At 64.9% G+C, this 26464-nt stretch carries 22 protein-coding genes and 1 pseudogene; 16 read left to right on the top strand and 7 right to left on the bottom strand.

The features are described from left to right. Positions 1 to 12 precede the first annotated feature (12 nt). Positions 13 to 2379 (bottom strand): xanthine dehydrogenase family protein molybdopterin-binding subunit, encoded by a 2367-nt coding sequence (locus RPC_RS15455; RefSeq protein ID WP_041801907.1) that lies wholly within the window; start codon positions 2377 to 2379, stop codon positions 13 to 15. Between the two features lie 196 nt (positions 2380 to 2575). Here RPC_RS15455 and RPC_RS15450 point away from each other — a divergent pair, with 196 nt between their 5' ends. The 3 genes from RPC_RS15450 (at position 2576) to RPC_RS26520 (ending at position 4826) form a co-directional block, all read left to right on the top strand. Continuing rightward, positions 2576 to 3676 carry a Ppx/GppA phosphatase family protein gene (locus RPC_RS15450; protein WP_011473515.1) on the top strand — a complete coding sequence of 367 codons (1101 nt, stop codon included), beginning with the start codon at positions 2576 to 2578 and terminating at the stop codon, positions 3674 to 3676. Positions 3677 to 3740: 64 nt separating this feature from the next. After that, the gene (locus RPC_RS15445) at positions 3741 to 4457 is read left to right on the top strand and encodes an RlmE family RNA methyltransferase (protein WP_011473514.1); all 717 of its coding nucleotides are present in this window, start codon (positions 3741 to 3743) and stop codon (positions 4455 to 4457) included. 192 nt (positions 4458 to 4649) lie between these two features. Then, entirely contained in the window at positions 4650 to 4826 is a 177-nt protein-coding gene (locus RPC_RS26520; protein WP_167532079.1) for a hypothetical protein, read from the top strand. A 67-nt stretch (positions 4827 to 4893) separates the two neighbouring features. Here RPC_RS26520 and RPC_RS15440 read toward each other — a convergent pair whose 3' ends face one another. Continuing rightward, positions 4894 to 10845 (bottom strand): DUF3320 domain-containing protein, encoded by a 5952-nt coding sequence (locus tag RPC_RS15440; protein WP_011473513.1) that lies wholly within the window; start codon positions 10843 to 10845, stop codon positions 4894 to 4896. Between the two features lie 634 nt (positions 10846 to 11479). Between RPC_RS15440 and RPC_RS15435 the strand changes: the two genes are divergently transcribed. From RPC_RS15435 to RPC_RS15415, 4 genes are all read left to right on the top strand, one after another. Then, positions 11480 to 12382 (top strand): LysR family transcriptional regulator, encoded by a 903-nt coding sequence (locus RPC_RS15435; protein ID WP_011473512.1) that lies wholly within the window; start codon positions 11480 to 11482, stop codon positions 12380 to 12382. A 231-nt stretch (positions 12383 to 12613) separates the two neighbouring features. Continuing rightward, positions 12614 to 13261 carry an RraA family protein gene (locus RPC_RS15430; RefSeq protein ID WP_011473511.1) on the top strand — a complete coding sequence of 216 codons (648 nt, stop codon included), beginning with the start codon at positions 12614 to 12616 and terminating at the stop codon, positions 13259 to 13261. 333 nt (positions 13262 to 13594) lie between these two features. Further along, positions 13595 to 14965, top strand: coding sequence for an MFS transporter (locus RPC_RS15420; RefSeq protein ID WP_011473510.1), 1371 nt, complete (start codon positions 13595 to 13597; stop codon positions 14963 to 14965). Positions 14966 to 14984: 19 nt separating this feature from the next. After that, a complete protein-coding gene (locus RPC_RS15415) occupies positions 14985 to 15989 on the top strand; it encodes a phosphoglycerate dehydrogenase (RefSeq protein ID WP_011473509.1) in 1005 nt (334 codons plus the stop codon). Between the two features lie 32 nt (positions 15990 to 16021). Here the strand turns inward: RPC_RS15415 and RPC_RS15410 are convergent, their stop codons facing one another. Continuing rightward, positions 16022 to 17509: an MFS transporter gene (locus RPC_RS15410; protein ID WP_011473508.1), complete on the bottom strand. Its 1488-nt coding sequence runs from the start codon at positions 17507 to 17509 to the stop codon at positions 16022 to 16024. 111 nt (positions 17510 to 17620) lie between these two features. On the opposite strand from RPC_RS15410, the gene RPC_RS15405 reads away from it, so the two are divergent. The 3 genes from RPC_RS15405 to RPC_RS15395 all read left to right on the top strand — a co-directional run bounded on the left by RPC_RS15405 (position 17621) and on the right by RPC_RS15395 (position 18660). Next, positions 17621 to 17869: a hypothetical protein gene (locus tag RPC_RS15405; RefSeq protein ID WP_011473507.1), complete on the top strand. Its 249-nt coding sequence runs from the start codon at positions 17621 to 17623 to the stop codon at positions 17867 to 17869. 131 nt (positions 17870 to 18000) lie between these two features. Then, positions 18001 to 18243, top strand: coding sequence for a type II toxin-antitoxin system RelE family toxin (locus RPC_RS15400; protein ID WP_041801903.1), 243 nt, complete (start codon positions 18001 to 18003; stop codon positions 18241 to 18243). A gap of 9 nt (positions 18244 to 18252) precedes the next feature. Next, the gene (locus tag RPC_RS15395; RefSeq protein ID WP_011473505.1) at positions 18253 to 18660 is read left to right on the top strand and encodes a helix-turn-helix transcriptional regulator; all 408 of its coding nucleotides are present in this window, start codon (positions 18253 to 18255) and stop codon (positions 18658 to 18660) included. Positions 18661 to 18694: 34 nt separating this feature from the next. Here the strand turns inward: RPC_RS15395 and RPC_RS26845 are convergent, their stop codons facing one another. After that, entirely contained in the window at positions 18695 to 18823 is a 129-nt protein-coding gene (locus tag RPC_RS26845; RefSeq protein ID WP_415914720.1) for a hypothetical protein, read from the bottom strand. Between the two features lie 46 nt (positions 18824 to 18869). Between RPC_RS26845 and guaB the strand changes: the two genes are divergently transcribed. Next, positions 18870 to 20363 (top strand): IMP dehydrogenase, encoded by a 1494-nt coding sequence (gene guaB, locus RPC_RS15390; protein ID WP_011473504.1) that lies wholly within the window; start codon positions 18870 to 18872, stop codon positions 20361 to 20363. Positions 20364 to 20680: 317 nt separating this feature from the next. Here guaB and RPC_RS15385 read toward each other — a convergent pair. Next, positions 20681 to 21219 (bottom strand): annotated as a pseudogene (locus RPC_RS15385) (aldehyde dehydrogenase family protein); the annotation flags it as partial. Positions 21220 to 21687: 468 nt separating this feature from the next. Between RPC_RS15385 and RPC_RS15380 the strand changes: the two are divergent. Beyond that, complete coding sequence (locus RPC_RS15380) at positions 21688 to 22263, top strand: hypothetical protein (RefSeq protein WP_011473503.1); 576 nt, start codon at positions 21688 to 21690, stop codon at positions 22261 to 22263. 60 nt (positions 22264 to 22323) lie between these two features. Beyond that, a complete protein-coding gene (locus RPC_RS15375) occupies positions 22324 to 23358 on the top strand; it encodes an NADP-dependent oxidoreductase (protein WP_011473502.1) in 1035 nt (344 codons plus the stop codon). A gap of 11 nt (positions 23359 to 23369) precedes the next feature. Here the strand turns inward: RPC_RS15375 and RPC_RS15370 are convergent, their stop codons facing one another. Beyond that, on the bottom strand, positions 23370 to 23750 hold the full coding sequence (locus RPC_RS15370; protein WP_041801901.1) for a hypothetical protein: 381 nt from the start codon (positions 23748 to 23750) through the stop codon (positions 23370 to 23372). A 174-nt stretch (positions 23751 to 23924) separates the two neighbouring features. On the opposite strand from RPC_RS15370, the gene RPC_RS15365 reads away from it, so the two are divergent. After that, complete coding sequence (locus RPC_RS15365) at positions 23925 to 24209, top strand: PAN domain-containing protein (RefSeq protein ID WP_011473501.1); 285 nt, start codon at positions 23925 to 23927, stop codon at positions 24207 to 24209. Positions 24210 to 24261: 52 nt separating this feature from the next. Here the strand turns inward: RPC_RS15365 and RPC_RS15360 are convergent, their stop codons facing one another. Further along, on the bottom strand, positions 24262 to 24513 hold the full coding sequence (locus tag RPC_RS15360) for a hypothetical protein (RefSeq protein WP_157043226.1): 252 nt from the start codon (positions 24511 to 24513) through the stop codon (positions 24262 to 24264). Between the two features lie 52 nt (positions 24514 to 24565). On the opposite strand from RPC_RS15360, the gene RPC_RS15355 reads away from it, so the two are divergent. Beyond that, the gene (locus RPC_RS15355) at positions 24566 to 24937 is read left to right on the top strand and encodes an MAPEG family protein (RefSeq protein WP_011473500.1); all 372 of its coding nucleotides are present in this window, start codon (positions 24566 to 24568) and stop codon (positions 24935 to 24937) included. A gap of 35 nt (positions 24938 to 24972) precedes the next feature. After that, on the top strand, positions 24973 to 26274 hold the full coding sequence (locus RPC_RS15350) for an RsmB/NOP family class I SAM-dependent RNA methyltransferase (protein WP_011473499.1): 1302 nt from the start codon (positions 24973 to 24975) through the stop codon (positions 26272 to 26274). The last annotated feature ends 190 nt before the right edge of the window (positions 26275 to 26464 follow it).

The following is a 26464-nucleotide window of genomic DNA, read 5'->3' as shown; positions in this document are numbered from 1 at the left end:
TGAAGCCGCGTCTCACGCCGCCTTGTTCTTCGTCGCTTCGATCGCCCGCCAGACCCGCTCCGAGGTCAGCGGCATGTCGAGATGATCGATGCCGTAGTCGGACAGCGCGTCGAGCACTGCGTTGACCAGGGTGGCGAGGCTGCCGGCACAGCCGGCTTCGCCGCAGCCCTTGGTGCCGAGCGGATTGGATGTGGCGAATGTCGGGTGATCGCCGATCGTCATCATCGGAACGTCCTCGGCGCGCGGCAACGCGTAATCCATCAGCGAGCCGGTGATCGGTTGGCCGCTGTCGTCGTAGCTGACCTTTTCCATCAAGGCCTGGCCGATGCCTTGCGCGACGCCGCCGTGCAATTGTCCCGCAACGATCATCGGATTGACGATGGTGCCGAAATCGTTGACCCCGGTATAGCCGACCACGCTGGTAGCCCCGGTGTCGGGATCGATCTCGACCTCGGCGACGTGGCAGCCGTTGGGAAAGGTCGAAGGGATGTCGTTCACGGTGTGGTCGACGTCGATCGACGACGGTATGCCGTCGGGGAGGTTGCTCTCGCGCAGCCGCTGCGCCAGTTCGAGAATGTCGATGCCGCGGTCGGTGCCGACCACAGTGAAGCGGCCGGCGTCGAATTCGATGTCGGCTTCCGCGGTTTCCAACAGATGCGCCGCCGCGATCTTGCCCTTGGCGATCACCAGCTTCGACGCTTCCACGATCGCCATGCCGGAGGCGGTGATCGAGCGCGAGCCGCCGGTGCCGCTGCCGGCGTGCACCAGGTCGCTGTCGTTCTGCTGCAGCGCGATCCGCTCGAACGGCACGCCGAGTTGCGCCGCCAGCACCTGGGCGAACGCGGTGGCGTGGCCCTGGCCGTAATCCAGCGTGCCGGTGATCAGGGTGACGCCGCCGTCTTGCTCGAACACGATCTTGCCGAGCTCGACGCTGGGCGGCGCGGTGACTTCCAGATAGCTGCCGACCGCGATGCCGCGCAATTTGCCGCGCTTCTTGCTGTCGCGCTTGCGCTTGGCAAAGCCCGCATAGTCCGACAACGTCAACGCCTTGTTGAACACGCCGAGGAAGTCGCCGCTGTCATAGGTCATGCCGGAGGAGGCCTTGAACGGCAGCTGCGACGGCTTGATGAAGTTGCGCTTGCGCAAGGCGAGACGATCGATGCGCATTTCGTCGGCGGCGCGGTCGATCAATCGCTCCATGAAGTAGTTGGCCTCGGGCCGACCGGCGCCGCGATAGGCGCCCATCAGCGTGGTGTTGGTCAGCACGCATTTGATGTCAACGCTGTGCAGCGGCGTGCGATAGACGCTGGAGAGGTTCTTGCCGGTGTTGAGCGACAGCGGCGAGGGCGACACCCCGGTGATGTAGGCGCCGAGATTGCCATAGCCGGAAATCCGCACCGCGAGAAAATGTCCCTCGGCGTCGAGCGCCAGTTCGGCGTGGATCTGCTGCGCACGGCCGTGGCTGTCGGACAAGAAACTGCTGGAGCGCTCGTCGGTCCATTTCACCGGCCGGCCCAGCGCCTTGGCGGCGTGCAGGATGCAGATGTACTCCGGGTAGTTGATGTTCTTCATGCCGAACGAGCCGCCGACATTGCCGGTCAACAGGTGCACCTTGTCGTTCGGCACTTTCAGCAGTTTCGCCAGCGCGGCGCGGTTGCCGGAGACGCCCTGGGTCGGCACCTCGATGGTGTAGCGTCGGCTCGTCCTGTCATAGGCGGCGAGCGCGCTGCGTGGCTCCATCGCCACCACGGCGATGCGGGTGTTGGTGATGTCGAGCCTGGTGACGTGGGCGGCGGCGGCGAACGCGGCCTCGACCGCTGCGGTGTCGCCATAGTGATAGTCGAGCGCGACGTTGTCGGGGATGTGATCGTAGAGCCGCGGCGCGCCGGGCTTGGCGGCGTCCTCTGCGCTGGTCACCGCGGGCAGCGGCGCGATGTCGAGTTCGATCGCCTCGGCGGCGTCGCGGGCCTGCAGCAGCGTCTCGGCGACCACGATCGCCACCGGGTCGCCGACATAGCGCACCTTGTCGGTCATCAGCGCCAGGCGCGGGGTCTGCAAGAGCGGCGAGCCGTCGCGATTCTGCAACGGCAGCGCGCAGCTGAACGGGGCATAGTCGGCGGCGGCAAGATCGGCGCCGGTCCAGATCCCGAGCACGCCGGGCATCGCTCTGGCCGCGCGGGCGTCGATATTGCGGATCACGCCGTGGGCGTGGTTGCTGCGCAGCATCCAGGCATAGGCCTGGCCGGCGAGTTGCAGGTCGTCGGTGTAGCAGCCATGGCCGCGGACCAGGGTATCGTCTTCCTTGCGCCGCACCGGCTGGCCGACGCCAAATCGTTGCACCGCGAGCGCGTTGTCGCGCGGGAACGCGTGATCTTGCATAGCGCAATCCATCAAATGGCGACCAGGTCGCAATGTCGGGTCAAGGCAGCCGCCGGGATAACGCAGCGGCCGGGCTGCCACAACGCACGATTGGGTATGCGGCCTGCGCGACGCCTTGCGCCGCGCCGATGCGCTGCTAAACTTTCCGTGAATGGTTTCCTCGCTGGCCCCGCAGGGTCGCGGAAAGACAGATTAGATGATGGACGACACGCGGCTTCGCGACGGCCTTGAGCCGCGTGAGGAGCCGCAAGCTGCGAATGCTGTGGAGCGCGTCGGCGTTGCGGTCGACCCGGCCGACGGCTCGCGCGTGGCCGATGGTTCGCACACCCATGACGGGGTGTACGCCGCGATCGACCTCGGCACCAACAATTGCCGGCTGTTGATCGCGCGGCCGACCGGCGACGGCTTCCGGGTGATCGATTCGTTCTCGCGGATCATCCGGCTCGGCGAGGGCATGGCCGCCAGCGGCCGGATCAGCGAAGCGGCGATCGGCCGGGCGGTCTCGGCGCTGACGGTGTGCAGCGACAAAATCCACGCCCGCAAGGCCACCCGGCGGCGGCTGATCGCGACCGAAGCCTGCCGCGCCGCCGCCAATGCCGACGAATTCCTCGACCGGGTGGCGCACGCCACCGGAATCCGGCTGGAGGTGATCGACCGCGAGACCGAGGCCCGGCTGGCGGTGATCGGCTGTTCGCCGCTGCTCGATCCGCTGGGCCGCGGCGCCATTCTGTTCGATATCGGCGGCGGTTCCTCCGAACTGGTCTGGATCGAGCGCGACCCGGCGCGCCCGGAGCTGGCGCCGCGGATCAAGGCCTGGATGTCGATTCCGCTCGGCGTGGTGACGCTGGCGGAGCGGTTCGGCGGCAAGGTGGTGAGCGAGCAGTCTTACGCGGCTATGGTGCAGGCGGTGGCCATCCATGTCGCGCCGTTCGCCGCAGGGCTCGGCGGCGACCTGTCCGCGATGCACCTGCTCGGCACCTCGGGGACGGTGACGACGCTGGCCGGCATCCACCTCGATCTGGCGCGTTACGACCGCAGACGGGTCGACGGGGTCTGGCTCAGCGACGCGGAACTGACCGAAACCATCGCCAAGCTGCACGGCATGAGCTATCACGACCGCGCCGGCAACAGCTGCATCGGGGTCGAGCGGGCCGACCTGGTGCTGGCCGGCTGCGCCATTCTCGACGCCATTCGCGACGCTTTTCCGCTGCCGCGGCTGCGGGTCGCCGATCGCGGGTTGCGCGAGGGCATGCTGGTGGAAATGATGCGGCAGGACGGCGCGATCGGGCCCGCTTGAGGGCTTTTATGGCGCCGGGGTGTGCTAAGACTGCGCCCCAAACCCTTCGAGACAGACAGACAAAATGGCCAAAGACACCACCGGGCGCCTGCGCGTCACCGTCAAGAGCGCCGGCAGGCTGAAACTGTCGTCGAAGCTCTGGCTCGAACGCCAGCTTAACGATCCCTACGTGGCGCAGGCCAAGCGCGACGGCTTGCGCTCGCGCGCCGCCTACAAGCTGATCGAGATCGACGACAAATATCATTTCCTCAAGCCCGGCATTGCGGTGGTCGATCTCGGCGCCGCCCCGGGCGGCTGGAGCCAGGTCGCCGCCAAGCGGGTCGGCGCCGCCGACGGCCGCGGCAAGGTGGTGGCGATCGATCTGTTGGAAATGCCGGAGATCGTCGGGGTGGATTTCGCCCAGCTGGATTTCCTCCACGCCGAGGCGCCGGCCAAGCTCTTGTCGATGATCGGCGGCAAGGTCGACGTGGTGCTGTCCGACATGGCGGCGAACACCACCGGCCATCGCAAGACCGATCAGCTGCGTATCGTCGGCCTCGTCGAGGACGCCGCGGCGTTCGCCTGCGACGTGCTGAAGCCCGGCGGCACCTTCGTCGCCAAGGTGTTCCAAAGCGGCGCCGACGCCACGCTGGTGACCCAGCTGAAACGCGATTTCGTCACCGTCAAACACGTCAAGCCGGCCTCGAGCCGTAAAGATTCCTCGGAGCGCTACGTGCTGGCGATGGGGTTTCGCGGCGTGCCGACGACGCACGACGCCGACGCGCCGATGGCGACATCCTGACAGCGGTCCTCATCCATCGACCGCGCATTGCTGCCTCCCACGTCGCACCGGCGGCCGGGCTGCAAGTTGCCGCAAGAATGACGCTGTCACCGACTGCCTCGTAGAAATACTACCTAACGGGTATCGGACTACAAACGCGATTAGCTGTTGTCACATATGCTTCGCCGATTCCCGCAACGAATCGGTTCGACGATGGATATTCCAACCCCGATGTGCCGCGCCTGCGGCGTCGACCGCGAACTCGTCGAGGTCGACCACCCCAATCCCAGTTTCGAGGTGCCGCACTTCCGCTGCCCGACATGCCGCGACACGCTGCGGCTCGCGGTGCGGCACGACGGCTCAGCGCCGGCGGCGGGCGACCATCGTTAGCAGAAGACAGCTTCGACCAAGAACCAGGCGGTCTCCCGACGCGGCCGCCACCGCGTCGGTGGTGACGTCAGATCCCCAGCGTCTCGGCCCGAGCGATCGCTTCATTGAGGCGTTCACGCGAGGATGCGGCTAGCCGTTCGACTTGCAGCAGCCTGGCATAGACCAACGGTGGGTCGTCCTCCTGCAGTGCTGTCCGATGTGCGATGACGAAATCTGCGAGCTCGGCGATACAGATATCGGACAAGGGACGCCGATGTTCCGGTCCGAGTGCCGCGCGGAATGGCACCCGGGATAAAATCGTACCCGGCTTCCAAAGAAACACGCCGGAGGTCTCTTCGGTGCGGTCGAGCTTGCGCGGATGCAGATCGATCTGCGCGCGAATCCGGCCGCCGGTGCGCAGCCAGCCATGCGCGCGCGCGATGCGTTGGGCCAGCACGTCTTCGCGTAACGGGGCCTCCTGCTCGATGATGGCGTCGACCATCGCTTGAAGCGTTGGCCGGTAGGAAAACTCGAAGAAGCAGTCGGGGTCCGCCTTGAAACAGGAAAGGTCGGTGATTGCGAATGTTGGGTTGGCTTGACTGTCTGGGGTTGCTTCAACGGGCAGATCCAAAGAGGCAATGCGAATCTCAGGCAGGTTCAAAGCCGCGATGCCTATGGCGACCGACTCGGTTTCCTTCGGCGCGTCGGATCCGGCCAAATCGTCGTTCTCTAAGCCTCCAGCGGCGGTGATTTGGGACTCGTCAATCGGATCCGGTGAGTCCGCGGCCTTGGTTTCCGCGCGGCTGGCGCGGCTTTCCGTCAGGGCGGACTCAAGCCCTTGCTGCAGCCGCTCGATTGCCTCCGCGGCGTTGAACCACCAGTCGGTCGACCATACGCGTAGAATCGTCCAGCCGAGACCGCACAACACTTGCTCGCGCACCTTGTCGCGGTCGCGCGCGGTCGCCGAGCTATGATAGGTCGCGCCGTCACATTCGATGCCTGCGAGATAGATCCCGGCGTGGTCGGGATGGCGGACGCCGAGGTCGATGCGGAATCCGGATACGCCGACTTGCGGCACGACCTGCCAGCCGCGGCGTTCGAGCTGTGCCGCGACGGCTTCCTCGAACGGCGACTCCATCTCGCCCTGCGAGCCGGCGTCCTGTGCCGGCAGCGCGACCGCGCCGCGCACCGCATAATCGAGGAAGGCTTTGAGATGTTGCACGCCGATCGCACGACTGCGTCCGAGATCGATGTCGTCGGCGCGGATTCCAGAGAACACCTTCAACTCGCGCCGCGCCCGCGTCACCGCCACGTTGAGCCGGCGTTCGCCGCCGTCCTGATTGATCGCACCGAACGTCATCGGCAGCCGACCGGCGGCGTCACGGCAATAGGTGATCGAAAATAGAATGACGTCGCGCTCGTCGCCCTGGATGTTTTCCAGGTTCTTGACGATCACCGGCTCGATGCGGTCTTCTGCGAAGAACCATTCCAGTGCCGGATTGCCGCGCCTTGTATCATCAAGCAAATCCAGGATCAGTTCCTGCTGCGGCTGGTTGAAGGTGATGACGCCGAGCGTTGGCCGCTGCGGCTCCGGCAACGCCAGCCATGACCGAAGTCGGGCACCGATGTCGGCGACGATGGCGCGGGCTTCTTCGAGGTTGCTGCGACTGCTGCCGCGGCCGTAGACGCCGGTCGGCACGAAGGTCAGCGACACCGCCTGGTCTTCGGTGACCGGACTCGGGAAGGTGATGAGGTGGTTGCCGTAATAGTACCAGTTGGAGAACGCGATCAGCGACTCGTGACGGCTACGGTAATGCCAGCGCAGCTGCCGCGTCGGCAGCCCGGAGGCCTGCGCCTCGTCAAGAATACTCTCGAGATCTTGTTCGTGCTGCGGGACGTCGCCGCCATCGGCGTCGTTGCGACCGAAGAAATTTGTCGGCGGCAATTGCTTGGGATCGCCGACGATGATGGTCTGCCTGCCGCGCGCAATGGCGCCGACCGCGTCCCAGGTCGCGATCTGCGATGCCTCGTCGAAGATCACGACGTCGAACAGCGTCTGCTGCGTCGGCAAATACTGCGCGATCGACAACGGCGACATCAGCACGCAAGGCGCCAGCTTGGCGAAGCTCTCCGGCATCGCGCTGATCATGTCGCGGATCGAGGCGCTGGGACGTTGCAACCCCATCTGGTGGCGCAACGCGCCGAGCTCCGATTTGCGCGGCACCGCGTCGGCCGCCGGCAGGCCGTGGACCAGCGAACTCACCACCTTCTGCGACGCATGTGCGCGGACCAGGTCGTCGATCTCGCGGAAGTCGGTGATGGCGTGCTCGTGCTGAAAGCGGCGGAAGCTGCGCAGTTCGCGGCTATCGTCGATCGCAAGCGGCAGCCACCACCTGGCATAGCCGAGGCGAAACGCCGTCTGGGAGTCGCCGGGGGCAACCGCGTCGTTTTCCAGATCGGCAACCAACGGCGCCAGGCCTTGCGCGATGCCGCGCGCGCGCACCGCGCACCATGACGACCAGTCGCGAAACAGGTTGTGCGATTGTTCGAGTTCGTCCATCTGCTGCGACACGCGGCCGAGGAAATCGTCGGCGGCGCGGTCTCCGAGCGGCAGCCCGGCGCAGGTTTCGAACGCCGCGATGGTCTCGATCAGCGCCTCATACCGGGCGATGAAATCCTTGCCGGCGGCGATCTGCGGCTGATTGGCCTGGCCCTTCAGACCAGCGGCAATGCTCGCTGCCACGCGCGACACGTCGCCGGCGAATTCGCCGAGCTGCACCAGCGAGTTCCGCAATCGTTCGGCGCTTTGCAGATGTCGGCGCAGCCCGTCGCAATCGGTGTCGAGCCCGGCAAATGCGAGAGGTGTCGAGGAAATCGCATTGCCGGCGATCGCGTGGTGGGTGGCTTGCATCGCGCGCAAGCGAGGCAAATCGGTGGTGGGATCGGCGGCCTTGGCGCCGGCATAAGAGCCGAGCAGCCGCCGAACCCGGCGCGCCGCGAACCAGGATTTCGGCCACATCGACGCGTTCGCCTGACGCCAATCGCGGTCCAGTTCATCGATCGGAATCCGCGCCACCGCGTCGGGCGGATAGCGCCGCGACAGTCCGGTCTCGCCGTCGCGGTAGGAGGTGATGGCATTTTCGAGTTCGCCGATCGCGCGGGTCAGCGTCGCGAAATCCTTATGCAGGATGATGGTGTAGTCGGCTCCGGCGGTGGCGATCACATTGCGTGCCAGGTCGGCGAAATAGCCGACTCCGTCGATGCTGGTATCTGCGACGTCGGAAAGACCGAAGCGCGCGCTCAGCTTCGCCAACGCGGCTTGCGCTTGGGCAGCGGCGCGGCCGAGATTGCGCGCAGCCTTTAACAACTGCTCCTGCCACGCTCCGGTCCACTCCTCGACATGGACCAGCGCCAGCACCGGACGCGTGGTCACGGCGGCAAAGGTCTGGCCGAGCTGCTTGGCCAGATCGTCCAACTGGCGATAGCCGACGGCGTCATGAGCGCCGATCGACGGCCAGCGTAGCGCCGGCGCGTGCCTGTCGTGCCCGGCGGCCGCGATGCCCATCGCGATATAGGGCGTGAGCCCGTTTGGCGACTTGCGATGCAGCGCCCTGGCGTAGGCGTTCAACTCGTCGCGGCGGATCTGCAGCCGGTCGTTCAGCGTGACCCATTGCGAGGCATTGGCGTCGCCGCGCTTCTCCCATGAGTTCTTGAGTTGGGCGAAGAAATGCTTGCGGTCGGCCTTGCTGGAATGCAGTTCGAGGCAGTGATCGCCGAGGCCATGTTCGCGCAACCTTCGATAGACCACGTCGAGAGCGGCGGTCTTCTCGGCGACGAACAGCACGGTCTTGCGGGCGGCGAGGCAGCTCGCGATCATGTTGGCGATGGTCTGGCTCTTGCCGGTGCCGGGCGGACCGACGATGACGAAGTCGCGGTCCTGCGTCGCGGCCAGGGCGGCTGCGATCTGCGAGGAATCCGCCGGCAGCGGCATCACGATATCGGCGGGCGAGAAGTTGCGGTCGATCTCGTTCTCGTCCGGGAACGTTTCTGCGGCGCCCGGGAAGGCGTGTTCGGGATTGTCGATGAGGTGGCTGACGACGCGGTTCTGACGCAGCGAATCGACCCGGTCGGTGAGATCCTTCCACATCAGATATTTGGCGAAGGAGAACGTCGATAGCGCGATATCCTCGGCGATCTCGAAGCCCGGCGCGTCGCGCACAGCGCGGCGCATTTGCTCGAACAGCAGTGCGACGTTGATGCCACTCGTGTCCTGCGGCAGGCCATCGCGAAAATCCGGCAGACTGAGGTCGAATTCGACCTTGAGGAACTGCAGCAGCGTCGCGTTCAGCCGGGGCTCGTCTTCATGAAAGCGCAGCCGGAAGCGATCCGACGCGCCGCTGCGTTCCAGCTTGACCGGCAGCAGCAACAACGGCGCGCGATAGACCCGCTCGTCGGTCGGCTTCTTCTTCCACTTCAGCACGCCGACCGCGAGGTAGAGCGTGTTGGTGCCGCCCTCGGTGATATCGCTTTTGGCCTGGCGGTACAACGCGGTGAGCCGTGCGAACAGCTCCTTCGGCTCCAGCATTGATGATAATTCATCGCGGCGCAGCGCCTCGGCGGCGAAGCCGCGGTGCAGATCCTGCCCGCGGGTCTCGCGATGCAAAGAGGGATCGCGCTCACCCAACGGATTCTGCTCGGGCAACGAGATCAACTTGATCGCGATACCATCGGCGAGCCGGTCTTCCAGATAGCCGATGTCAGGACACACGAAGGCGACGGTGCGTTTGCTGTCGGAGAAATTCAGCAGCCGATTGCGCAGGCCGAGATCGAGCAGCCGATTCCGCCAACGCTCGATGCGACCGGCCGGGCTGCTCGGCTTCTGCTCGACGGCGTCGGCGGGCATCGCGATATCCGGCACGGCAGGCAGCCCGATGTCCGATGGAGCGTCGTCATCGGCGGCAGAGTCCGGATCCGCGGTCTGGTGCGAGGCCAGCGGCATGATGCCGCCTGAGCGCGAGCGGGCGATGTCGATGGCCGACGCGAAACGTTGCGGAGCGCCTTCGTCGAGTTTGGTTTCGCCGAGCTTGATCGCCTGCTCGAACGTCATCGCCGGCCGATGGGTGACGCCGGTGGTCTCGAACACCACGAGTTCGCGCGGTGCGATCGCCTTGCGGATCTCAGCGACGTCGCATTCGACCGTCCGCGGCAGCGTTCGCTTCACCAGCCAGACGCCGACGAAAGCGTGGCCGTCCAACAGAATCGCCACGGAATTCAGGCCGGCGGCCTCGATCGCCGCGGCGAACAGCAGTGTCGTGTCGAGACAGGTGGCGAGACCGTCCTGTACGATCTTGCTCGGTCCGCGCACCTTCTGGCCGCGCAATTCGAAGCTCGCCGGTGGCTGCGCGTAATGCAGTCCTAGGCCTGCGATCGCCGAATAGATCGCAGCGGTCAGCATGTAGGCGCGATTCGGGTCGTTGCTCTGATAGCCGTCGAGCGCCGAGGAATGGCCATGCTCCGCAAGCCGCTCGGCGGCCGACCGCAGCAGCCGGAAGATCGCGGGATCGTTCGGCATCACGAAGGAGGGCAGCAATTGCGCCATATCGGCGACGCCGCCCCATTCGTCCCGGGCCAGCAGCCGGACCGGGATGATCGTCTCGGCGAGCACGGCGGTGCCTTGCATCAGTCGTAAAGTGATGTCGCCGCGCTCGGCCTCGTCGAGACCGGCAAGGTAGGCGGCATCGAGATCCACGCGCCGATCGGACAAAGTGACGCCGTTTTGGGCGCCGACGCGGTCTATGGTCCAGGTCTTTGTCCGCACGAAGGCTGGGCTCGCCGTCAATTCGAGCCGGACGTTCTGGATTCCGTCGTCGGTTGGATTCTCGATCCGGATCGATCGAATAACCGGGATCGAATTTTGGTGCGAAGCAAACGTGAGGGTGGCGGCGATATCAACTGCGAGATCGACACACGGATCACTTGGTCCCCCGCCAGCCATCGACGCAGCATTTTCTTCGGTGCTATCGTTCTCAATGTTGTTCATTCCGAGCCCGCCAAACGAATATGCACTTACTTCCAATATTGAGGGCTTGATCGCAAGCCAGTGTCTCTACTTATAAGTAATGAAACCAAAGAATGCACGCGTGTGCCGCGATTCCGCAAGGATGGTGCGGTGGCGATGCTATGACGTCGCGCGCTTTGACTCATCGGTCCCGCCGCCCCAAGGGGATGCTATTGCCGAGCATTCGCGCATGCCGGCTCCGCAGTATTGATGCGCCAACTTTAGCCGAGGGGCAGACGCCGAGTCCTCAACGAGAGGGGGAGAATGGCTTGGGACTGCCATTCAACGACAGCGATGCGTACTGACGACCTGCCAGGATCATCACAGTCGATCTGGTGCCGGGAATGCTAGGCGAAGACCTTGGCGCACGACCTTTGTACGACGGTCATATGTACGAAGGTCTTATTAGTTATCCCCAGCGACCCGCCGAACCGCACCCATGCAACCGCCGCGGCGCCGCGCGATGCGCTGCAACCGCGCCGCCTGGTGGCAGTGGAGCGGGTTGCTGTCGGCTCAGCCGCTGCGGCCGTCCCGAAAAAAAGGGATAATGACCAGCATTGATTGATCTCTCGGCAGAATGTATGGACCGCTCCAGCGTCGCCCCCCGGAGATCGTCATGGCCATCACACTCAAGCAGATCGAAGCGCTCCACTGGGTGGTGCAGCTCGGCACCTTCGATCGCGCCGCCAATCGGCTGCACACCAGCCAGTCCGCCGTATCGAAGCGGATCATGGAGCTGGAGGCCGCGGTCGCGGTGCCGATCTTCGACCGCAGCCAACGCGGCGCGCGGTTGACCGAGCAGGGCGAGCATCTGCTGGCGCTCAGCCAGGACATGCTCAACCTGCAGGATCGCATCATGGCGCTGAAGGACGCCGGCACCATGCCGGCGCGTCGCCTGCGGCTCGGAATTACCGAACTGTCCGCGCTGACTTGGCTGCCGCGGCTGATTTCCGTGCTGCGCGAGACGTTTCCGACGCTGGATATCGAGCCGGACGTCGACACCAGCCGCGATCTTTACGCGCGGTTGCAGGAGGATGAACTCGACCTGATCGTGATCCCGGAATGCTTCGTCGATCCGGAGATCACCTCCGACCGCTTGGCTGAGGTCGCCAACGTCTGGTTCGCGCGGCCCGGCCTGATCAAGTCCCGCCGCGCCCTGACGCTGGAGGAGCTCGCGACCTATCCGGTGCTGATTCAGGGCCGTCGTTCTGGCTCGGGCCTGTTCGTCAACAAATGGCTGAAATCGCAAGGGGTGGTGTTTCCGCGGGTGCTGTCCAGCGACAATCTGACGACCGTGCTGGCGTTGGCGGTGGCCGGGCTGGGGATTGGATATCTGCCGCGGCAATGTTTCCGAACCATGGTGGCGGAAGGCAAGTTGGTCGCGGTACCGACGAAACCCGCGCTGCCGCTGGTGCCTTACTCGGCGATGTATCGCAACGATCGCCCGTCGATGTTCATCGCCAAAGTCGTGGAGATCGCCAAAGAAGTCTGCGATTTCTCCGTGCAATTTCAGGCCTAACGCATCGCTCCGCGACCGGCCGCCACGCGGCGGCGCGCAGCGTCGACGACCGCTCGGTCTCGACCGATGAGGGGGATCGCCCCGACAACTGATACATCGCCAGCCGATGCGCGCGCATCTTTCCTCCATGCGTGGAGAGAATGAAACTTGATGAATTAATATCGTTTTTCTTCCGGGCCCGCGATCGCTACTCCTGACCCAGAAGACATCAAGTCGTCGGGAGAGTATTTAATGATTGGTGATCGTCGTAATCCGAATGCAGTACAAGCCGATGCCGGCTTGATCGATGCTTTCAAAACCGCAGCCACTGCGATTATCAGTGACAATCTCGGCCGCTTGCCGGGGGCCGTTGGTCTGCGCCCGTTCCACCGCGCAGCCGGCATCATGGTCGGCACCGCGCTCACCGTGCGGACGCGCGACGGCGACAACCTCGCCATCCACAAGGCGCTCGACATGGTCCGGCCCGGCGACGTGATCGTGGTCGACGGCGGCGGTGATATCAGCAGGGCGCTGGTCGGCGAAATCATGATGACCATCGCGCAGACCCGCGGCGCCGTCGGCTACGTGATCGACGGAGCGATCCGCGATTGCGGCGCCTTCGCGCGTGCGGATTTCCCCTGTTTCGCGAAGGCCGCGATTCACCGCGGCCCCTACAAAAATGGCCCCGGCGAGATCAACGTCGCCGTCAACGTGGGCGGCTTGGTGATCGAGCCCGGCGACATTGTGGTCGGCGATGAAGATGGCGTGGTGGCCTTTCCGCAGGCGATCGCGGCGGAGCTGTTGAAGGCGGTGCGTGCGCAGGAGGCCAAGGAAGCCGAAATCCTGCAGAGCATCCGCGAGGGCCGCTACGTCGGAGCCTACGGCAAGCCCGCTGCCTGATCGTTCGCCTGGCTCGGTGATGTCGTCTGCGATGGTTGCGAGAGTGCAGATCGCGGGACGCGAGTAATCATCGCTTTTTGAGATCCTGAGACAGCTGAATTATTCGCTTTTTCTTCGTCACGTCATCCATGACTATTCTCTCCGTTGAGGCCGTCACGTCGTAGAGCAGACAAACTAACTGCTCTCGCACATGCGAAATCAACGGTGAGTTGTGAGATCCGTCGCCGGCTGGGAATTCCGGTCGGCTGTCGGCGAACATCGTCGTGCATCGGAGCCGGTGCACCCAAAACAAAAATCGTCTTCGACAACTGAACATGACATGGGAATGCGCCGATGGCCTCACAATCTCAAGCCAGCCGATATCGCTGGATCGTGCTCCTGCTGATCTTCTTGTGCTATATGATTGCCGGCGCTGACCGAGCGAATATCGGCGTTGTCGTGCCCTTCATGAAGAAGGAGTTCGAACTCAGCAACACCGACATCGGGGCGATGGCGAGCCTGTTCTACCTTGGCTATGCCTTCATCCAGGTGCCGGTCGGACTGCTGTACGAGAAATTCGGCGTGCGGCGCATTTTTACCCTCGCCATGGTGGCGACGTCGTTTTCGACATTGTTTATCGGCTTCGCGCACAGTGCCTTTCAATTGAAGCTCGGCCGAGTGCTGCTCGGCCTGGCGGAGGGGCCGATCAATATCGGCATTCTGACCATCATCAATCGCTGGTTCCCGCCGCATGAGAAAGCGACTGCGGTCGGCGTGTTCATGTCGTCGATCAAATTCGCCCCCGCGGTGGTGCCGCCGCTGTGCGCGTTCATCATCTACGCGTTCGGCTGGCGCGAGGTGTTCTACATCTTCGCGATACCCGGGGTGTTCATCGCCGCCTTCTGGTTCTTCTCGGTCAGTGACGACCCGCGGGACAGCCGGTTCGTCAATGCCGAAGAGGTCGCCTACATCGAGTCGACCGCGGTTGCGGGCGTCAACGAGGGCGCCGAGGGCGCCAAGGCCCGCGCGGCCTGGCCCATTCTGGACCGGCTGATCCTGGCGCGGGATATCCAGCCGCTTGCCAGCAACGCCGCGATTTTCCGGTCGTGGAACGTGTGGGGATGCGCGCTCGGATACGGCTTCATCGTCGGTGTCGCCTACGCCATCATGACATGGGTGCCGACCTATCTGATTTCGGTGAAGCACTATCCGCTGTTTCAGATGGGGTTCGTTGCGGCGACCCCGTGGGTCGGCGCGATCATCGGCAACCTGATCGGCGGCGTGTTGTCGGACAAGCTGTTTGAAAAGCGCCGCAAGCCGGTGATGATCCTGACCGCGTCGTCAACGGTTGTGATGATGTACGCGCTGATCTATTCGCCGGGCGAGCCGTTCCTGCTCGCGGCGTTGTTCATCGCCACCGGCGTGCTGCTGAACCTCGGCTATTCGACCTTCCTGGTCTATCCGATGGGACTGGTCGCCAAGGACAAGGTGCCGCTGGCCGCGGCCATCGTCAACACCGTGGGGTCGCTCGGCGGTGCCTTTGCGCCGTTCGTTGTCGGCATGATCCTGGATCGCTACAGCTGGGACATGGTGTTCGTTTTTCTGGCGGCGTCATCGCTCGCCACCTTGGTGCTGGTTCTCACCATTATCGAGCCGATTGCTCTGCCTCGCCAAGCTTCCGCCGCTCCGGTAAAGGATCTGCCGCGCGCCCAGGTTGTGTCGTAAGCTTTGAAGGGGACTGCCAATGACGACGCAGCATAAGGTGCTGGTGACAACGCGGTTCTTCGACGACGAGGCGGCGGATTATCTTCGCCGAGAGGGCTGTACGGTCGTCACCGCCGGTCTGCCGCATGGGCAGACCGATGCCGAGCTGTCGCCGGCGCGCTTGCATGAGTTGCTGGCGGGGGTCAGCGGCTGGATCGTCGGCGTGGTGCCGGTGACGCGGGAGGTTCTCGCGGCGGCCCCGGCGCTTCAAGTGATCGCGCGTCGCGGCGTCGGCTACGACAATGTCGACGTCGCGGCGGCCAAACAACTCGGCAAGGTCGTCACGATCGCGCCGGGCGGCAACGAGCCCTCGGTCGCCGACCACGCGGTGGCGATGATGCTCGCGGTGGCCAAGCGGTTGCGCGAAACGCACGATCGCATGGCGGCGGGGGATTGGGTGCCGCTCAGCGGCACCGAGGTTTATCGCAAGACCGTCGGGCTGGTCGGCCTCGGACGGATCGCGCGGGGCGTGGCGCAACGGCTGCGGGGATTCGAGACCAAGATCCTCGCCTATGACGTCGCGCCGGACCTCGGCTATGCCGAAAGCCACGACATCTCGATCGTCGATCTGCTGACGTTGTTGTCGCAAAGCGATTACGTCAGCCTGCACCTGCCGTTGATGCCGCAGACCGCACACATGATCGATGCGGCTGCGATCGCCCGGATGAAACCCACGGCGATCCTGATCAACACCGCGCGCGGCGGTCTGATCGACGAGGCGGCGCTGCTCGCAGCGCTGCAGGATGGCAGGCTCGCGGGCGCCGGTTTGGACGTCTTCGAAGCGGAAGCCGACGCCGGCCAACGGCCGACGGCTGATGCGTTGCTGCGCCTTCCTAATGTGGTCGCCACGCCGCACGCGGGCGGGGCGAGCAGGGAAGCGCTGGCGCGCGCCAATCTGATCGCGGCGCAGACCGTGATCGATGTACTCGATCGCCGCACGCCTGCGGCCGAGCGCGTGGTGGTCGACGGCCGCTCAGCCGGGTAGAGCCGACAGTCCGTCGCACAGGGCTGGGGTTGTTACCCCAGCCGCTGGTCGCGGGCATCCTCGGTGGCTTCGCTGCCGGTCTTGGCCGCGGTCTTGACGGCGGCTTTCTCCGCGCCCTTGCGGCTCGACATCTCGATCGCCTTGCGGCCTGAAATTTCGTGGCCGGCGTCGTCCGGCATCTGCCAGAAGAAATACGCCGACAGCGCTGACAGGATCGACACCACGACGAAGGCCGGGGCGAAGTCGTCGGCGGTCAGCACCGTCATGTTGCGCCAGGCCATGGTGGATTCCACGCACAGCGCGCCGACCGCGACGCCGGCGGAAATCGACAGCTGCTGATTGACGCTGACCAACGTGGTGGCGCGGCTCATCTGCGCGGTGTCGACCTCGGCATAGGCCACGGTGTTGATCGCGGTGAACTGCAGCGAGCGGAAGAAGCCGCCGACCAACAGGATGATCATGATCAAGAGCAGCGGCGTCGCCTGGGTGAACAGCGCGCAGGCGGCGAGAAACACCGAACTGATCACGGCGTTGACGGTCATGATGTTGCGGAAGCCGAAGGTCTTGATGATCCGCGCCGCCAGCGCCTTCATGCCCATCGCGCCCGCCGAAGAGGCGAACGTCACCATGCCGGACTGGAACGGAGTGAGGCCGAAGCCGATCTGCATCAACAACGGCAGCAGGAACGGCAGCGCGCCGATGCCGAGCCGGAACAAAAAGCCGCCGATGATGCTGGCGCGCAGCGTCGCGAGCCGCAGCAGCGTGAAATCCAGCACCGGCGAGGCGGTGCGGCGGGCGTGAAACACGTACAGCGTCATCGAGACGCAGCCGACCCCGATCAGCCCGACCACGATCGGCCACGGCAGTAGGTTGAGGCCGGCGACCGACAGCCCGAAGGCGATGCCGGCGAGACCGACGCCGGCTAACACCAGCCCGAGCAGATCGAAGCGCTCCGGGTGATCGCTGCGGATCGGATCGATGTAGCGCTGCGCCATGAAGATGCCGACGAGGCCGATCGGGATGTTGATCAGGAAGATCCAGTGCCAGGAGAAATAAGTGGTGATGAAGCCGCCGAGCGGCGGGCCGATCACCGGGCCGACCAGCGCCGGAATCGTCATCCACGCCATCGCGCCGACCAGCGCGCGCTTGTCGATCGAGCGCAGCAGCACCAATCGCCCGACCGGCGTCATCATCGCGCCGCCGATGCCCTGCAGGATTCGCGCGATGACGAAATCGGTCAATGAACTCGACAGCGCGCAGCCGATCGAGCCAACCATGAACACGCCGATCGCGATCGAGAACACCGCGCGGGCGCCGAAGCGGTCGGCGGTCCAGCCCGACGCCGGGATGAACACCGCCAGCGACAACAGATACGAGGTGATCGCCAGCTTCAAGGTCAGCGGCGAGGTGCCGATGTCGGCGGCGATCGCCGGCAGCGAAGTCGCGATCACCGTGGCGTCCATGTTTTCCATGAACAGCGCCGCGGCCACGATGAGCGGGATCAGGCGTTCCTTGGTCATCCGGTCTTTGGCTGGATTGGAGCGGCGGGAGCCCGCGCTGTAGCATTCCGTCACACTTGCGCAAAGCCTCGCAGCACCTAAATCCTGCGTGACCACTGGGAGGTTCCGCCGATGATCTATCTTCTCGCCGCCGTGCTGCCGCCGCTCGGGCTGTTGTTCAACGGCCAGCCGATCTCGGCGGTGTTCAACCTGCTGCTGCTGGTGGTCTGCATCGTGCTCGGGCTGGTGTTTCACCCGCTGCTGTTCGTGCCGTCGGCGCACGCGCTGATCGCGGTGCGGATGGAGCGCGAAAAGCGCATGCATCGCGAGGTGGTGGAGGCGATTCGCCAGCACGGCCCGCCGCCCGGCTATTCGCGCTGAGGGTCTGGCGAATGGGGCATAGCAGGCCAAATGCGTCGCTAGAATCCTGCGTGACCACCGGTGCGCAATGGCTAGCCAAGTCATCGCATATGAGAATTGACTGAGTATCGCATTGCGCGATATTGTCGGGTGTGAAAGAGATTGCGTTCACGTCTGCCGCAGTCCGCCAATGGCGCAAGCTCAGTTCCGTTGCGCGTGAACAGATCGATCTCAAGTTGACGGCCTTTGCGGAAACCGGTCACGGTGACGTCAAAGCCCTCAAGGGTGTCTCCGGCATGCGGTTGCGCGCCGGCGACTGGCGCGTGTTGTTCACGCTCGATGGCGACGTCATCACAATTCACGCGGTTGGACATCGCCGCGATATTTACGACTGAGAGGACAGATTGGCCAAAACCGGTTCGCTCAAAAGCAATGTTCAGTTCATTCACGCACCTGGAGGCGATCTCGCGGTGCTGTCGCGCACCGATTATGAGCGACTGGTTGCCCTCGCGGCCGAAGCTGAAGAAGATTCCGCAGCGAGCGACATCGTCCGCAGTTCCAAACGTGCGCTCAAGGAGGGCCGCGAAGTGGCGTTGCCGAAAGCCGTGGCTGATCGGCTCGCCAAGGGCGACAACGCGATCCGCGTGATCCGGGAATGGCGCGACATGATCCAGGACGAGTTGGCCGTGGCGGTCGGCATCAGCCAGAATTATCTGTCCGAAATTGAGACCGGGCGGCGAAAGGGGCCAGCGGAATTGCAGATGAAATTTGCCCGCGCTCTCGGCGTGCCGATCGATCTTTTGATCGAGTGAGATCTGCCCCAACGCGGCGCGCTCCTTAAATCGCTCACGAAGCCGGGATAATCGGCACAAAACCTTTGAATTGCGCCGGCACCATGCTATCGACCACCGCCAACCCCACCGATGGGCTCGATTCGACGGCGATGCCGATGGCGTCGCCGAACGGGCTTTTCATCCTCAAGGTTCCAGCGCGGCAAATCGGCCGCTGAACGGAGTTGGCAATGGCGTTTGTGCAAGGATCTGGTTTTCGCGAAGCGTACACGTTCGATGACGTGCTGCTGAAGCCGGGACCGTCCGACATCCTGCCCTCCGAAGCCGACATCCGTTCGTTCCTCACCCGCGCGATCCCGCTGAATATCCCGATCATTGCTTCGGCGATGGACACCGTGACCGAGGCGCGGATGGCGATCGCCATGGCGCAGGCCGGCGGCATCGGGGTGATCCACCGCAATTTCGACGTCGACGGCCAGGCCGCCCAGGTCCGCCAAGTCAAGAAATACGAATCCGGCATGGTGGTGAACCCCTTGACCATCGGTCCGGACGCGCTGCTCGGCGAAGCGCTGGCGCTGATGAGCGCGCACGGCTTTTCCGGCATTCCGGTGGTCACCGGCGCCAGCAAGGGCGTCCCCGGCAAGCTGGTCGGCATCCTGACCAACCGCGACGTCCGTTTCGCCACCGATCCGAACCAGAAAATCTCCGAGCTGATGACGCACGAGAATCTGGTCACCGTGCGCGAGGGCGTCAGCCAGGCCGAAGCCAAGCGGATGCTGCACCAGCACCGCATCGAGAAGCTGCTGGTGGTCGACGAGCAATATCGCTGCGTCGGCCTGATCACCGTCAAGGATATGGAAAAGGCGGTCGCGCATCCGCTGGCCTGCAAGGACTCGCAAGGTCGGCTTCGGGTCGCCGCCGCCACTACGGTCGGCGAGGGCGGCTTCGAGCGCACCGAGGCTTTGATCGAGGCCGGCGTCGACGTCATCGTGGTCGACACCGCGCACGGCCATTCCTCGCGGGTGCTCGACGCCGTCAACCGCATCAAGCGGCTGTCCAACGCGGTGCAGGTGATCGCCGGCAATATCGCCACCAAGGAAGGCGCGCAGGCTTTGATCGACGCCGGCGCCGACGCCATCAAGGTCGGCATCGGCCCGGGCTCGATCTGCACCACGCGGATCGTCGCCGGCGTCGGCGTGCCGCAGCTCACCGCGATCATGGACGCGGTGGAAGCCGCCAAGGTCGCCAACATTCCGGTGATCGCCGACGGCGGCATCAAATATTCCGGCGATCTCGCCAAGGCGCTGGCGGCCGGCGCCGACATCGCGATGGTCGGCTCGCTGCTCGCCGGCACCGACGAGACCCCCGGCGAAGTGTTCTTGTGGCAGGGCCGCTCCTACAAGGCCTATCGCGGCATGGGTTCGGTCGGCGCGATGTCGCGCGGCTCGGCGGATCGCTACTTCCAGCAGGACATCAAGGACACCTTGAAGCTGGTGCCGGAAGGCATCGAGGGCCAGGTGCCGTACAAGGGTCCGGTCGGCAATGTGGTGCATCAGCTCGCCGGCGGGTTGCGCGCGGCGATGGGCTATGTCGGCGCCAAAGACCTCGGCGAGTTTCACGACAAGGCGCAGTTCGTCCGCATCACCGGCGCGGGCCTGCGCGAAAGCCACGTCCACGACGTGACGATCACCCGCGAAAGCCCGAACTACCCGGGCGGGGTGTGAGGTTTGCGCGGGCTTTGGGGTCGCCGCGCTCCGACGGAGCGACTTCAGGACCGCTTTCAGACAACAGCAGGCGCTGGGCAACTTGCGCCTGCTGGGGTTTAAAACGAGGCCGCCTTGCGGATTGCGAGTTCGCAAGAACGAGCAAGTTCGGAAACATATTCCCTGCGGGGGGATGGATCCCGGGCTCACTCGCGGCTCACGCCGCTCGTGCCCCGGGATAACGGTCGCGTAGTTGCGAGACGCATCGAGCAGCGCTGGCGGCTTTCGATCCGCGACCTTTTGGAAAAATCCCAAGGCCTTCGCCGAATAGCTGACCAGAATGTTCTTCGTGCTCTGGTATTGCTCTGCGCCAAGGGCTTGCCGGCCTCGATGCCGAAGCCGTTGACGATGTTGACGACGCCGGGCGGCAGCAGATCGGCGATCAATTCCATCACCACGAGAATGCCGAGCAGGGTCTGCTCGGCCGGCTTCAATACCACGCAGTTGCCGGCGGCGAGCGCCGGCCCCAGTTTCCAGGTCGCCATGAGGATCGGGAAATTCCACGGAATGATCTGCCCGACCACGCCGAGCGGCTCCTGGAAATGATAGGCCACGGTGTCAGCGTCGATCTCCGAGGTCGCGCCTTCCTGCGCCCGCAACACGCTGGCGAAATAGCACCAGTGATCGATCACCAGCGGCATGTCGGCGTAAGTGGTTTCGCGGATCGGCTTGCCGTTGTCGAGCGCGAGTTCGATATCGGCCGCGGAGGAGCGCGGCACTTCGCACAACTTCTTGCCCATTGCCCGCCGATGAAATTGTCATAGCGGTCGCGGATCAACAGCTGCGCGGAAACCTTCTCCAAGGCTTGCTGATACATGGCGTTCGTCCCTGTTGTGCGCCGTTCGGCGCGCTGGTTGATTGCTGGCTGATTGATTTTCTGAAGGCAGCTTCAAGAAGCGCGTCGGCCCATCGCACGAACGCGCCAAGGTCAGCCTGGCCGCACGGGCCGCGCTGAACGCGCCGCGCCGTCTCTGCTGGACCGGTCGCGGTGCTACTTGGATGTGTGTGCCGGGTCCGGAGTTTCGTCGACGATATATTGCGGCAGATACGACGACAGCGACGACGGCCCTGACGCGGAGCGCCGGGGATCTCGCGGGCAGGGCTAGGCCGGCGAAAGACGGTATCATGTGGCACCCGAACAGGCGGCGCCAGCGCGGCAACTACTCTGTCGCGCCCTGTTAGTAGGAGGATTTACCCGATTTTAAAGGCAATCGCCCGAAGCGCTTCGCAACATCTCGCAGTTGCGTTAAGGAGGGCACTACGGCTTGATTTGATTGGAAAGCAAATGGGAATTCTGCTCGCTCTGGCGCCGTTCTTCGTGTTCGCCCTGGTCGACCGGTTCGGCGGCGCCACCGAAGGCCTGATCGCCGCGGCGCTGGTGGCGCTGGCGCTGCTGATCCGTGGTGTGGTGATCCGCCGCGAAACGCCGAAGATCCTCGACCTCGGCACCGCGCTGCTGTTCGGCGGCATGGCGCTGTACGCGTCGCTGGGCAATCCGGACTGGTCGCTGATGGGCGTGCGGCTGCGGGTCGACGGCGGATTGCTGCTGATCGTCCTGGTGTCGATCGCCATCGGCAAGCCGTTCACCTTGCAATATGCCCGCGAGCATACTGAGAAGGAGCGGTGGGCCAACCCGTCCTTCGTGCGCAGCAACTATCTCATCACCGCGGTGTGGGCGTTGGCCTTTGCGGTCGTGGTCGGCGCCGACCTGATCCTGCTCTATCTGACCACTTGGCCGCACTGGGTTGGGATCAGCATCATCGTCGCGGCGATGGTGGCCGCGAGCAAATTCACCACCTGGTATCCGAAACACAGCCGGGCCGCGGCGGCCGCGGCCGGCGAAAGCGGCGCTGCTGAATAGCTATCGTCGCGATCCTCGGTTAGACATTGCGCGCTACAACAAGAAACCGAGGAAACCGTCATGTCCCAATCCGCTTCCCGCATCGTCCTGGCCTCCCGTCCGCAGGGCGAGCCGACACCGGCGAATTTCCGCCTTGAGGGATTTCCGGTGCCGACGCCCGGAGACGGCCAGCTGCTGCTGCGCACCATCTATCTGTCGCTCGATCCCTATATGCGCGGCCGGATGAGCGACGGGCCGTCCTATGCGGCGCCGGTGCCGGTCGATGGCGTGATGGACGGCGGCACCGTGGCCGAGGTGATCGCCTCGCACCATCCTGGCTTCGCCAAGGGCGATTTCGTGCTGGCGCATTCCGGCTGGCAGAGCCACGCGCTGTCCGACGGCAAGGGGCTGCGCAAGGTCGATCCGAAACTGGCGCCGATCTCCACCGCGGTCGGCGTGCTCGGCATGCCCGGCATGACCGCCTACACCGGGCTTCTCGAAATCGGCAAGCCCAAGGCCGGCGAGACCGTGGTGGTCGCAGCCGCCTCCGGCGCGGTCGGCTCCGCGGTGGGGCAGATCGCCAGGATCAAGGGCGCGCACGCGGTCGGCATCGCCGGCGGCCGTGAGAAATGCGACTACGTGGTCAACGAACTCGGCTTCGACGCCTGCCTCGACCATCGCGAACCCGATCTCGCCGCCAGGCTCAAAGAGGCCTGCCCGAAAGGCATCGACGTGTATTTCGAGAATGTCGGCGGCGCGGTGTTCGAGGCGGTGTTTCCGCGGCTCAATCCGTTCGCGCGGATCCCGGTGTGCGGGCTGATCGCCGACTACAACACGATCTACGATGGCGACACGCCGACGCCGAAATGGGCCAATTCGATCATGCGGGCGATCCTGGTGAAGCGGCTGAATTTCCGCGGCTTCATCGTGTCGGATTTTGCCGCGTTGCACGGCGATTTCCTGCGCGACATGTCGCATTGGCTGCGCGACGGCAAGATCAAGCACCGCGAATTCGTCACCGAAGGACTGGCGAGCGCGCCCGAGGCCTTCATCGGGCTGTTGAAGGGCGCCAATTTTGGCAAGCAGTTGGTGCGGGTCGGGCCGGACAACAGCTGAGACGTCAATGCTCAGGCGGCGGCGCGATGTCCGCGCGCGTCGCCTGAGCTGCGGCATCGGCGTCCGGCGAGCAAGGCGCCGATCGCCAGCGTCTGGATCAGGGCCGCGGCGATGAACAGCGCGGGCGCGGCACCCGCCGCCGTCGCGCTTGGCGCAAACTCGCGCAACAGTCCGAACGCCGCCGGAGCGAAGGCATAGCTCGCCTGCGCGATGGCGACGATCAGCGGCACCACGCGCGATACGTCGCTTGGCGCGAACTCGACCTGGGCGATCAGCGGCGGCAGCGAAGTGGCGTTGCCGATCCCGGCGCCGAACAGCACCACGCCGGCCAGCAGCAGCGGCAGGTTGTCACCGCCGGCGAGCAGCCAGGCGATCGATCCGGCGATCTGCACAGCGTAGCTCGCGCAGGCGACCAGTCGCCGGTCCGCGCCGAAGCGTCGGCTTGATGGTCAGGCCTCATCTAAGAGTCGTGGCGAAACTATTTAATCGTCCGGGTTGCAAGTCGTATTTTCTAAAATATACTACTATAGCGAGCATTATCCACCGATGCATTGGAGGGTTGTGAAATGAAGATCCCGTTGATTGTTTCTGCGCTTGCTTTGTTGATTGCACCGGCCTTCGGCCAAACCGTCGAGTATGGCAAGGACCGCATGGGTGCCGACATCGCCAACTTCGTGCTGCCGGCGAACAGCCTGCCGGAAAACTGCCAGGGCGCCTGCCAGGCCAACTCCAGTTGCATGGCCTGGACCTTCGTCCGCAGCGCCGGGCAAGGCCAGATGCCGCATTGCTGGCTGAAGAATCCGGCGCCGGCGGCGAAAGACAGCGTCTGCTGCGTCTCCGGCACCAAGTAATCACCCTGCAACGCTCGGGCGCGCATCGCCGAGCGCGAGCGTGCCCGAGCTTTCAGATCATCCGATCGCGGATCGCGGACAAGGCAGGATAGCCATTGCGGAAATAATGAAGCGTCATGGCGACCGCGTGCGCCGCTTCGGCTGAGCGCGGCTCGCCCGCCGCTGATCCGCTCGACAGGCTTGTGTATGATCGCCGTCCGGAGGCGCGCGCCGCGGCTCTGAGCGCCTGCAACGGAACCCGCTCCGCGATGGGTGGTTGTGACCCTGCCGAAGCTTGCGCCGCGTCGGCGGGGTTCATTGTCATTGGATGGGTGGCTCGCTATACGGGCAGCGCAGCCGCCGCCTGGAAGGTCGTCATGTCAGTTCAGATGGTTCTGCTGCCGGTATTCATGCTGGTGGCGCTCACCCTGGCGATGCTGTTGTGGTCGGGGCGGGGATCGCTCGGCGCGCGCGGCGACACGATCGCAGCAACGACCGAGCCGACCGTCGATCCGATGCAACTGGCGGTGCTGTTCTATGTGCTGATCGCGATCGGACTGCCGCTGCGGCGGATCGATCTGGTGCTGGTCATGCTGTCCTGGGTCTTCGTGGTGACGCGGCTGGCCCATGCCGGAGTGGTGGTGTCCTCCGGTGCGGCGGGCTTGCGCTCGCCGGCGTATTTGTCCGGCGCTCTGGTGCTGTTGGCGATGTGGGTCTATTTCGCACTGCGAATCCTGCTGCTGATCTGATAACGCTCGGCGCCTCCTGAATTTGAAAGTTTGCAATGACTCCTGCCGCACGGCTGTCCGCAGCCATCGAATTGATCGACGCGATCGACAGCCAGCGCGTTCCCGCGGCGAAAGCGCTGAAAGAATGGGGCACCGCGCACCGCTATGCCGGCTCCGGCGATCGCGCCGCGATCGCCGGCCTGACCTGGGACGTGCTGCGCCGCCGGGCCTCCAGCGCCTGGATCATGGACAGCGACACCCCGCGCGCCCGGGTGCTCGGCATGCTGAAGCTCGAGCGTGGTCTCGAAGCCGAAGCGATCGCCGCACTGTGCGACGGCGGCCGTTTTGCGCCGGAGCCGCTCAGCGAGGCAGAGCAGACGGCGCTGACTTCGCGCACGCTGGACGACGCCCCGCCGCATGTCGCCGGCGATTATCCGGAATGGCTCGACGGCGAACTCGCCGCGGTGTTCGGCGACGACCGCGTCGCCGAGGCCACCGCGATGGCCAGCCGCGCCCCGCTCGACCTGCGGGTCAATACGCTGAAGGCCAAGCGCGACAAGGTGCTGGGGTCATTGGCGCATCTCGGCGCCAAGGCGACGCCGTGGTCGCCGCTCGGGCTGCGGATCGAACTCGGCGCCGACGCCCGCAATCCCGGCATCCACTCCGAGGAGGATTTCATCAAGGGCGGCATCGAGGTGCAGGACGAGGGCTCGCAGCTCGCGGCGCTGTTGTCCGGCGCCAAGCCCGGCGAGCAGGTGATCGATCTGTGCGCCGGCGCCGGCGGCAAGACTTTGGCGCTGGCGGCGATGATGCAGGGCAAGGGCCGGCTGATCGCCACGGATCACGACAAGCGGCAGCTGGCGCCGATCTACGAACGGCTGTCGCGCGCGGGCGTGCACAATTGCGACATTCGCACCCCGAAGGGCCCGAACGACACCTTGAGCGACATCAGCGGCTCCGCCGATCTGGTGCTGATCGACGCGCCGTGCACCGGAACCGGCACCTGGCGCCGCAATCCCGACGCCAAATGGCGGATGCGGCCGGGCGCGCTCGAGGTGCGGCTGAAGGACCAGGTCGCGGTGCTCGACCGCGCGGTGCCGCTGGTCAAGCCGGGCGGGCGGATTACCTACGTCACCTGCTCGGTGTTGGGTCAGGAAAACGGCGCGCAGATCGCAGCCTTCATGGCGCGGCATCCGGAATTCGCGGTGGTCCCGCTGGAACAGACCGCAGCGGTGCTGTGGGACAAGGCCGAGGCGTTCCTCGCCGCGGCGCTGGTCTCCGAGCAGGGGCTATTGATGACCCCGCGCCGCACCGGCACCGACGGATTTTTCGTCAGCGTGATGAAGAAGGCGGGGTGAGAGGGCGGTCAGCCTACATCTCTGCGGTTCATGTTTGGTGTTCCCCGGATCAGCAGCGCGTCGCCCTTGCGGCGTGGTGCGCTGCTGATCTGGGGCCCCGGTGGCTTTGACGGCGCAGAACCGGGGTCCCGGATCTGCGAAGCAGCACCGCGTGCTGCATCGGGTCCGGGACACGGTTCCTATGGGCGCG

Origin of the sequence: Rhodopseudomonas palustris BisB18, assembly GCF_000013745.1 — a bacterium.
Classification (GTDB): Bacteria; Pseudomonadota; Alphaproteobacteria; order Rhizobiales; family Xanthobacteraceae; genus Rhodopseudomonas_A; species Rhodopseudomonas_A palustris_F.
The sequence above is the reverse complement of the archived record's forward strand: the minus strand, read 5'-3'. Positions and strand labels throughout refer to the sequence as shown.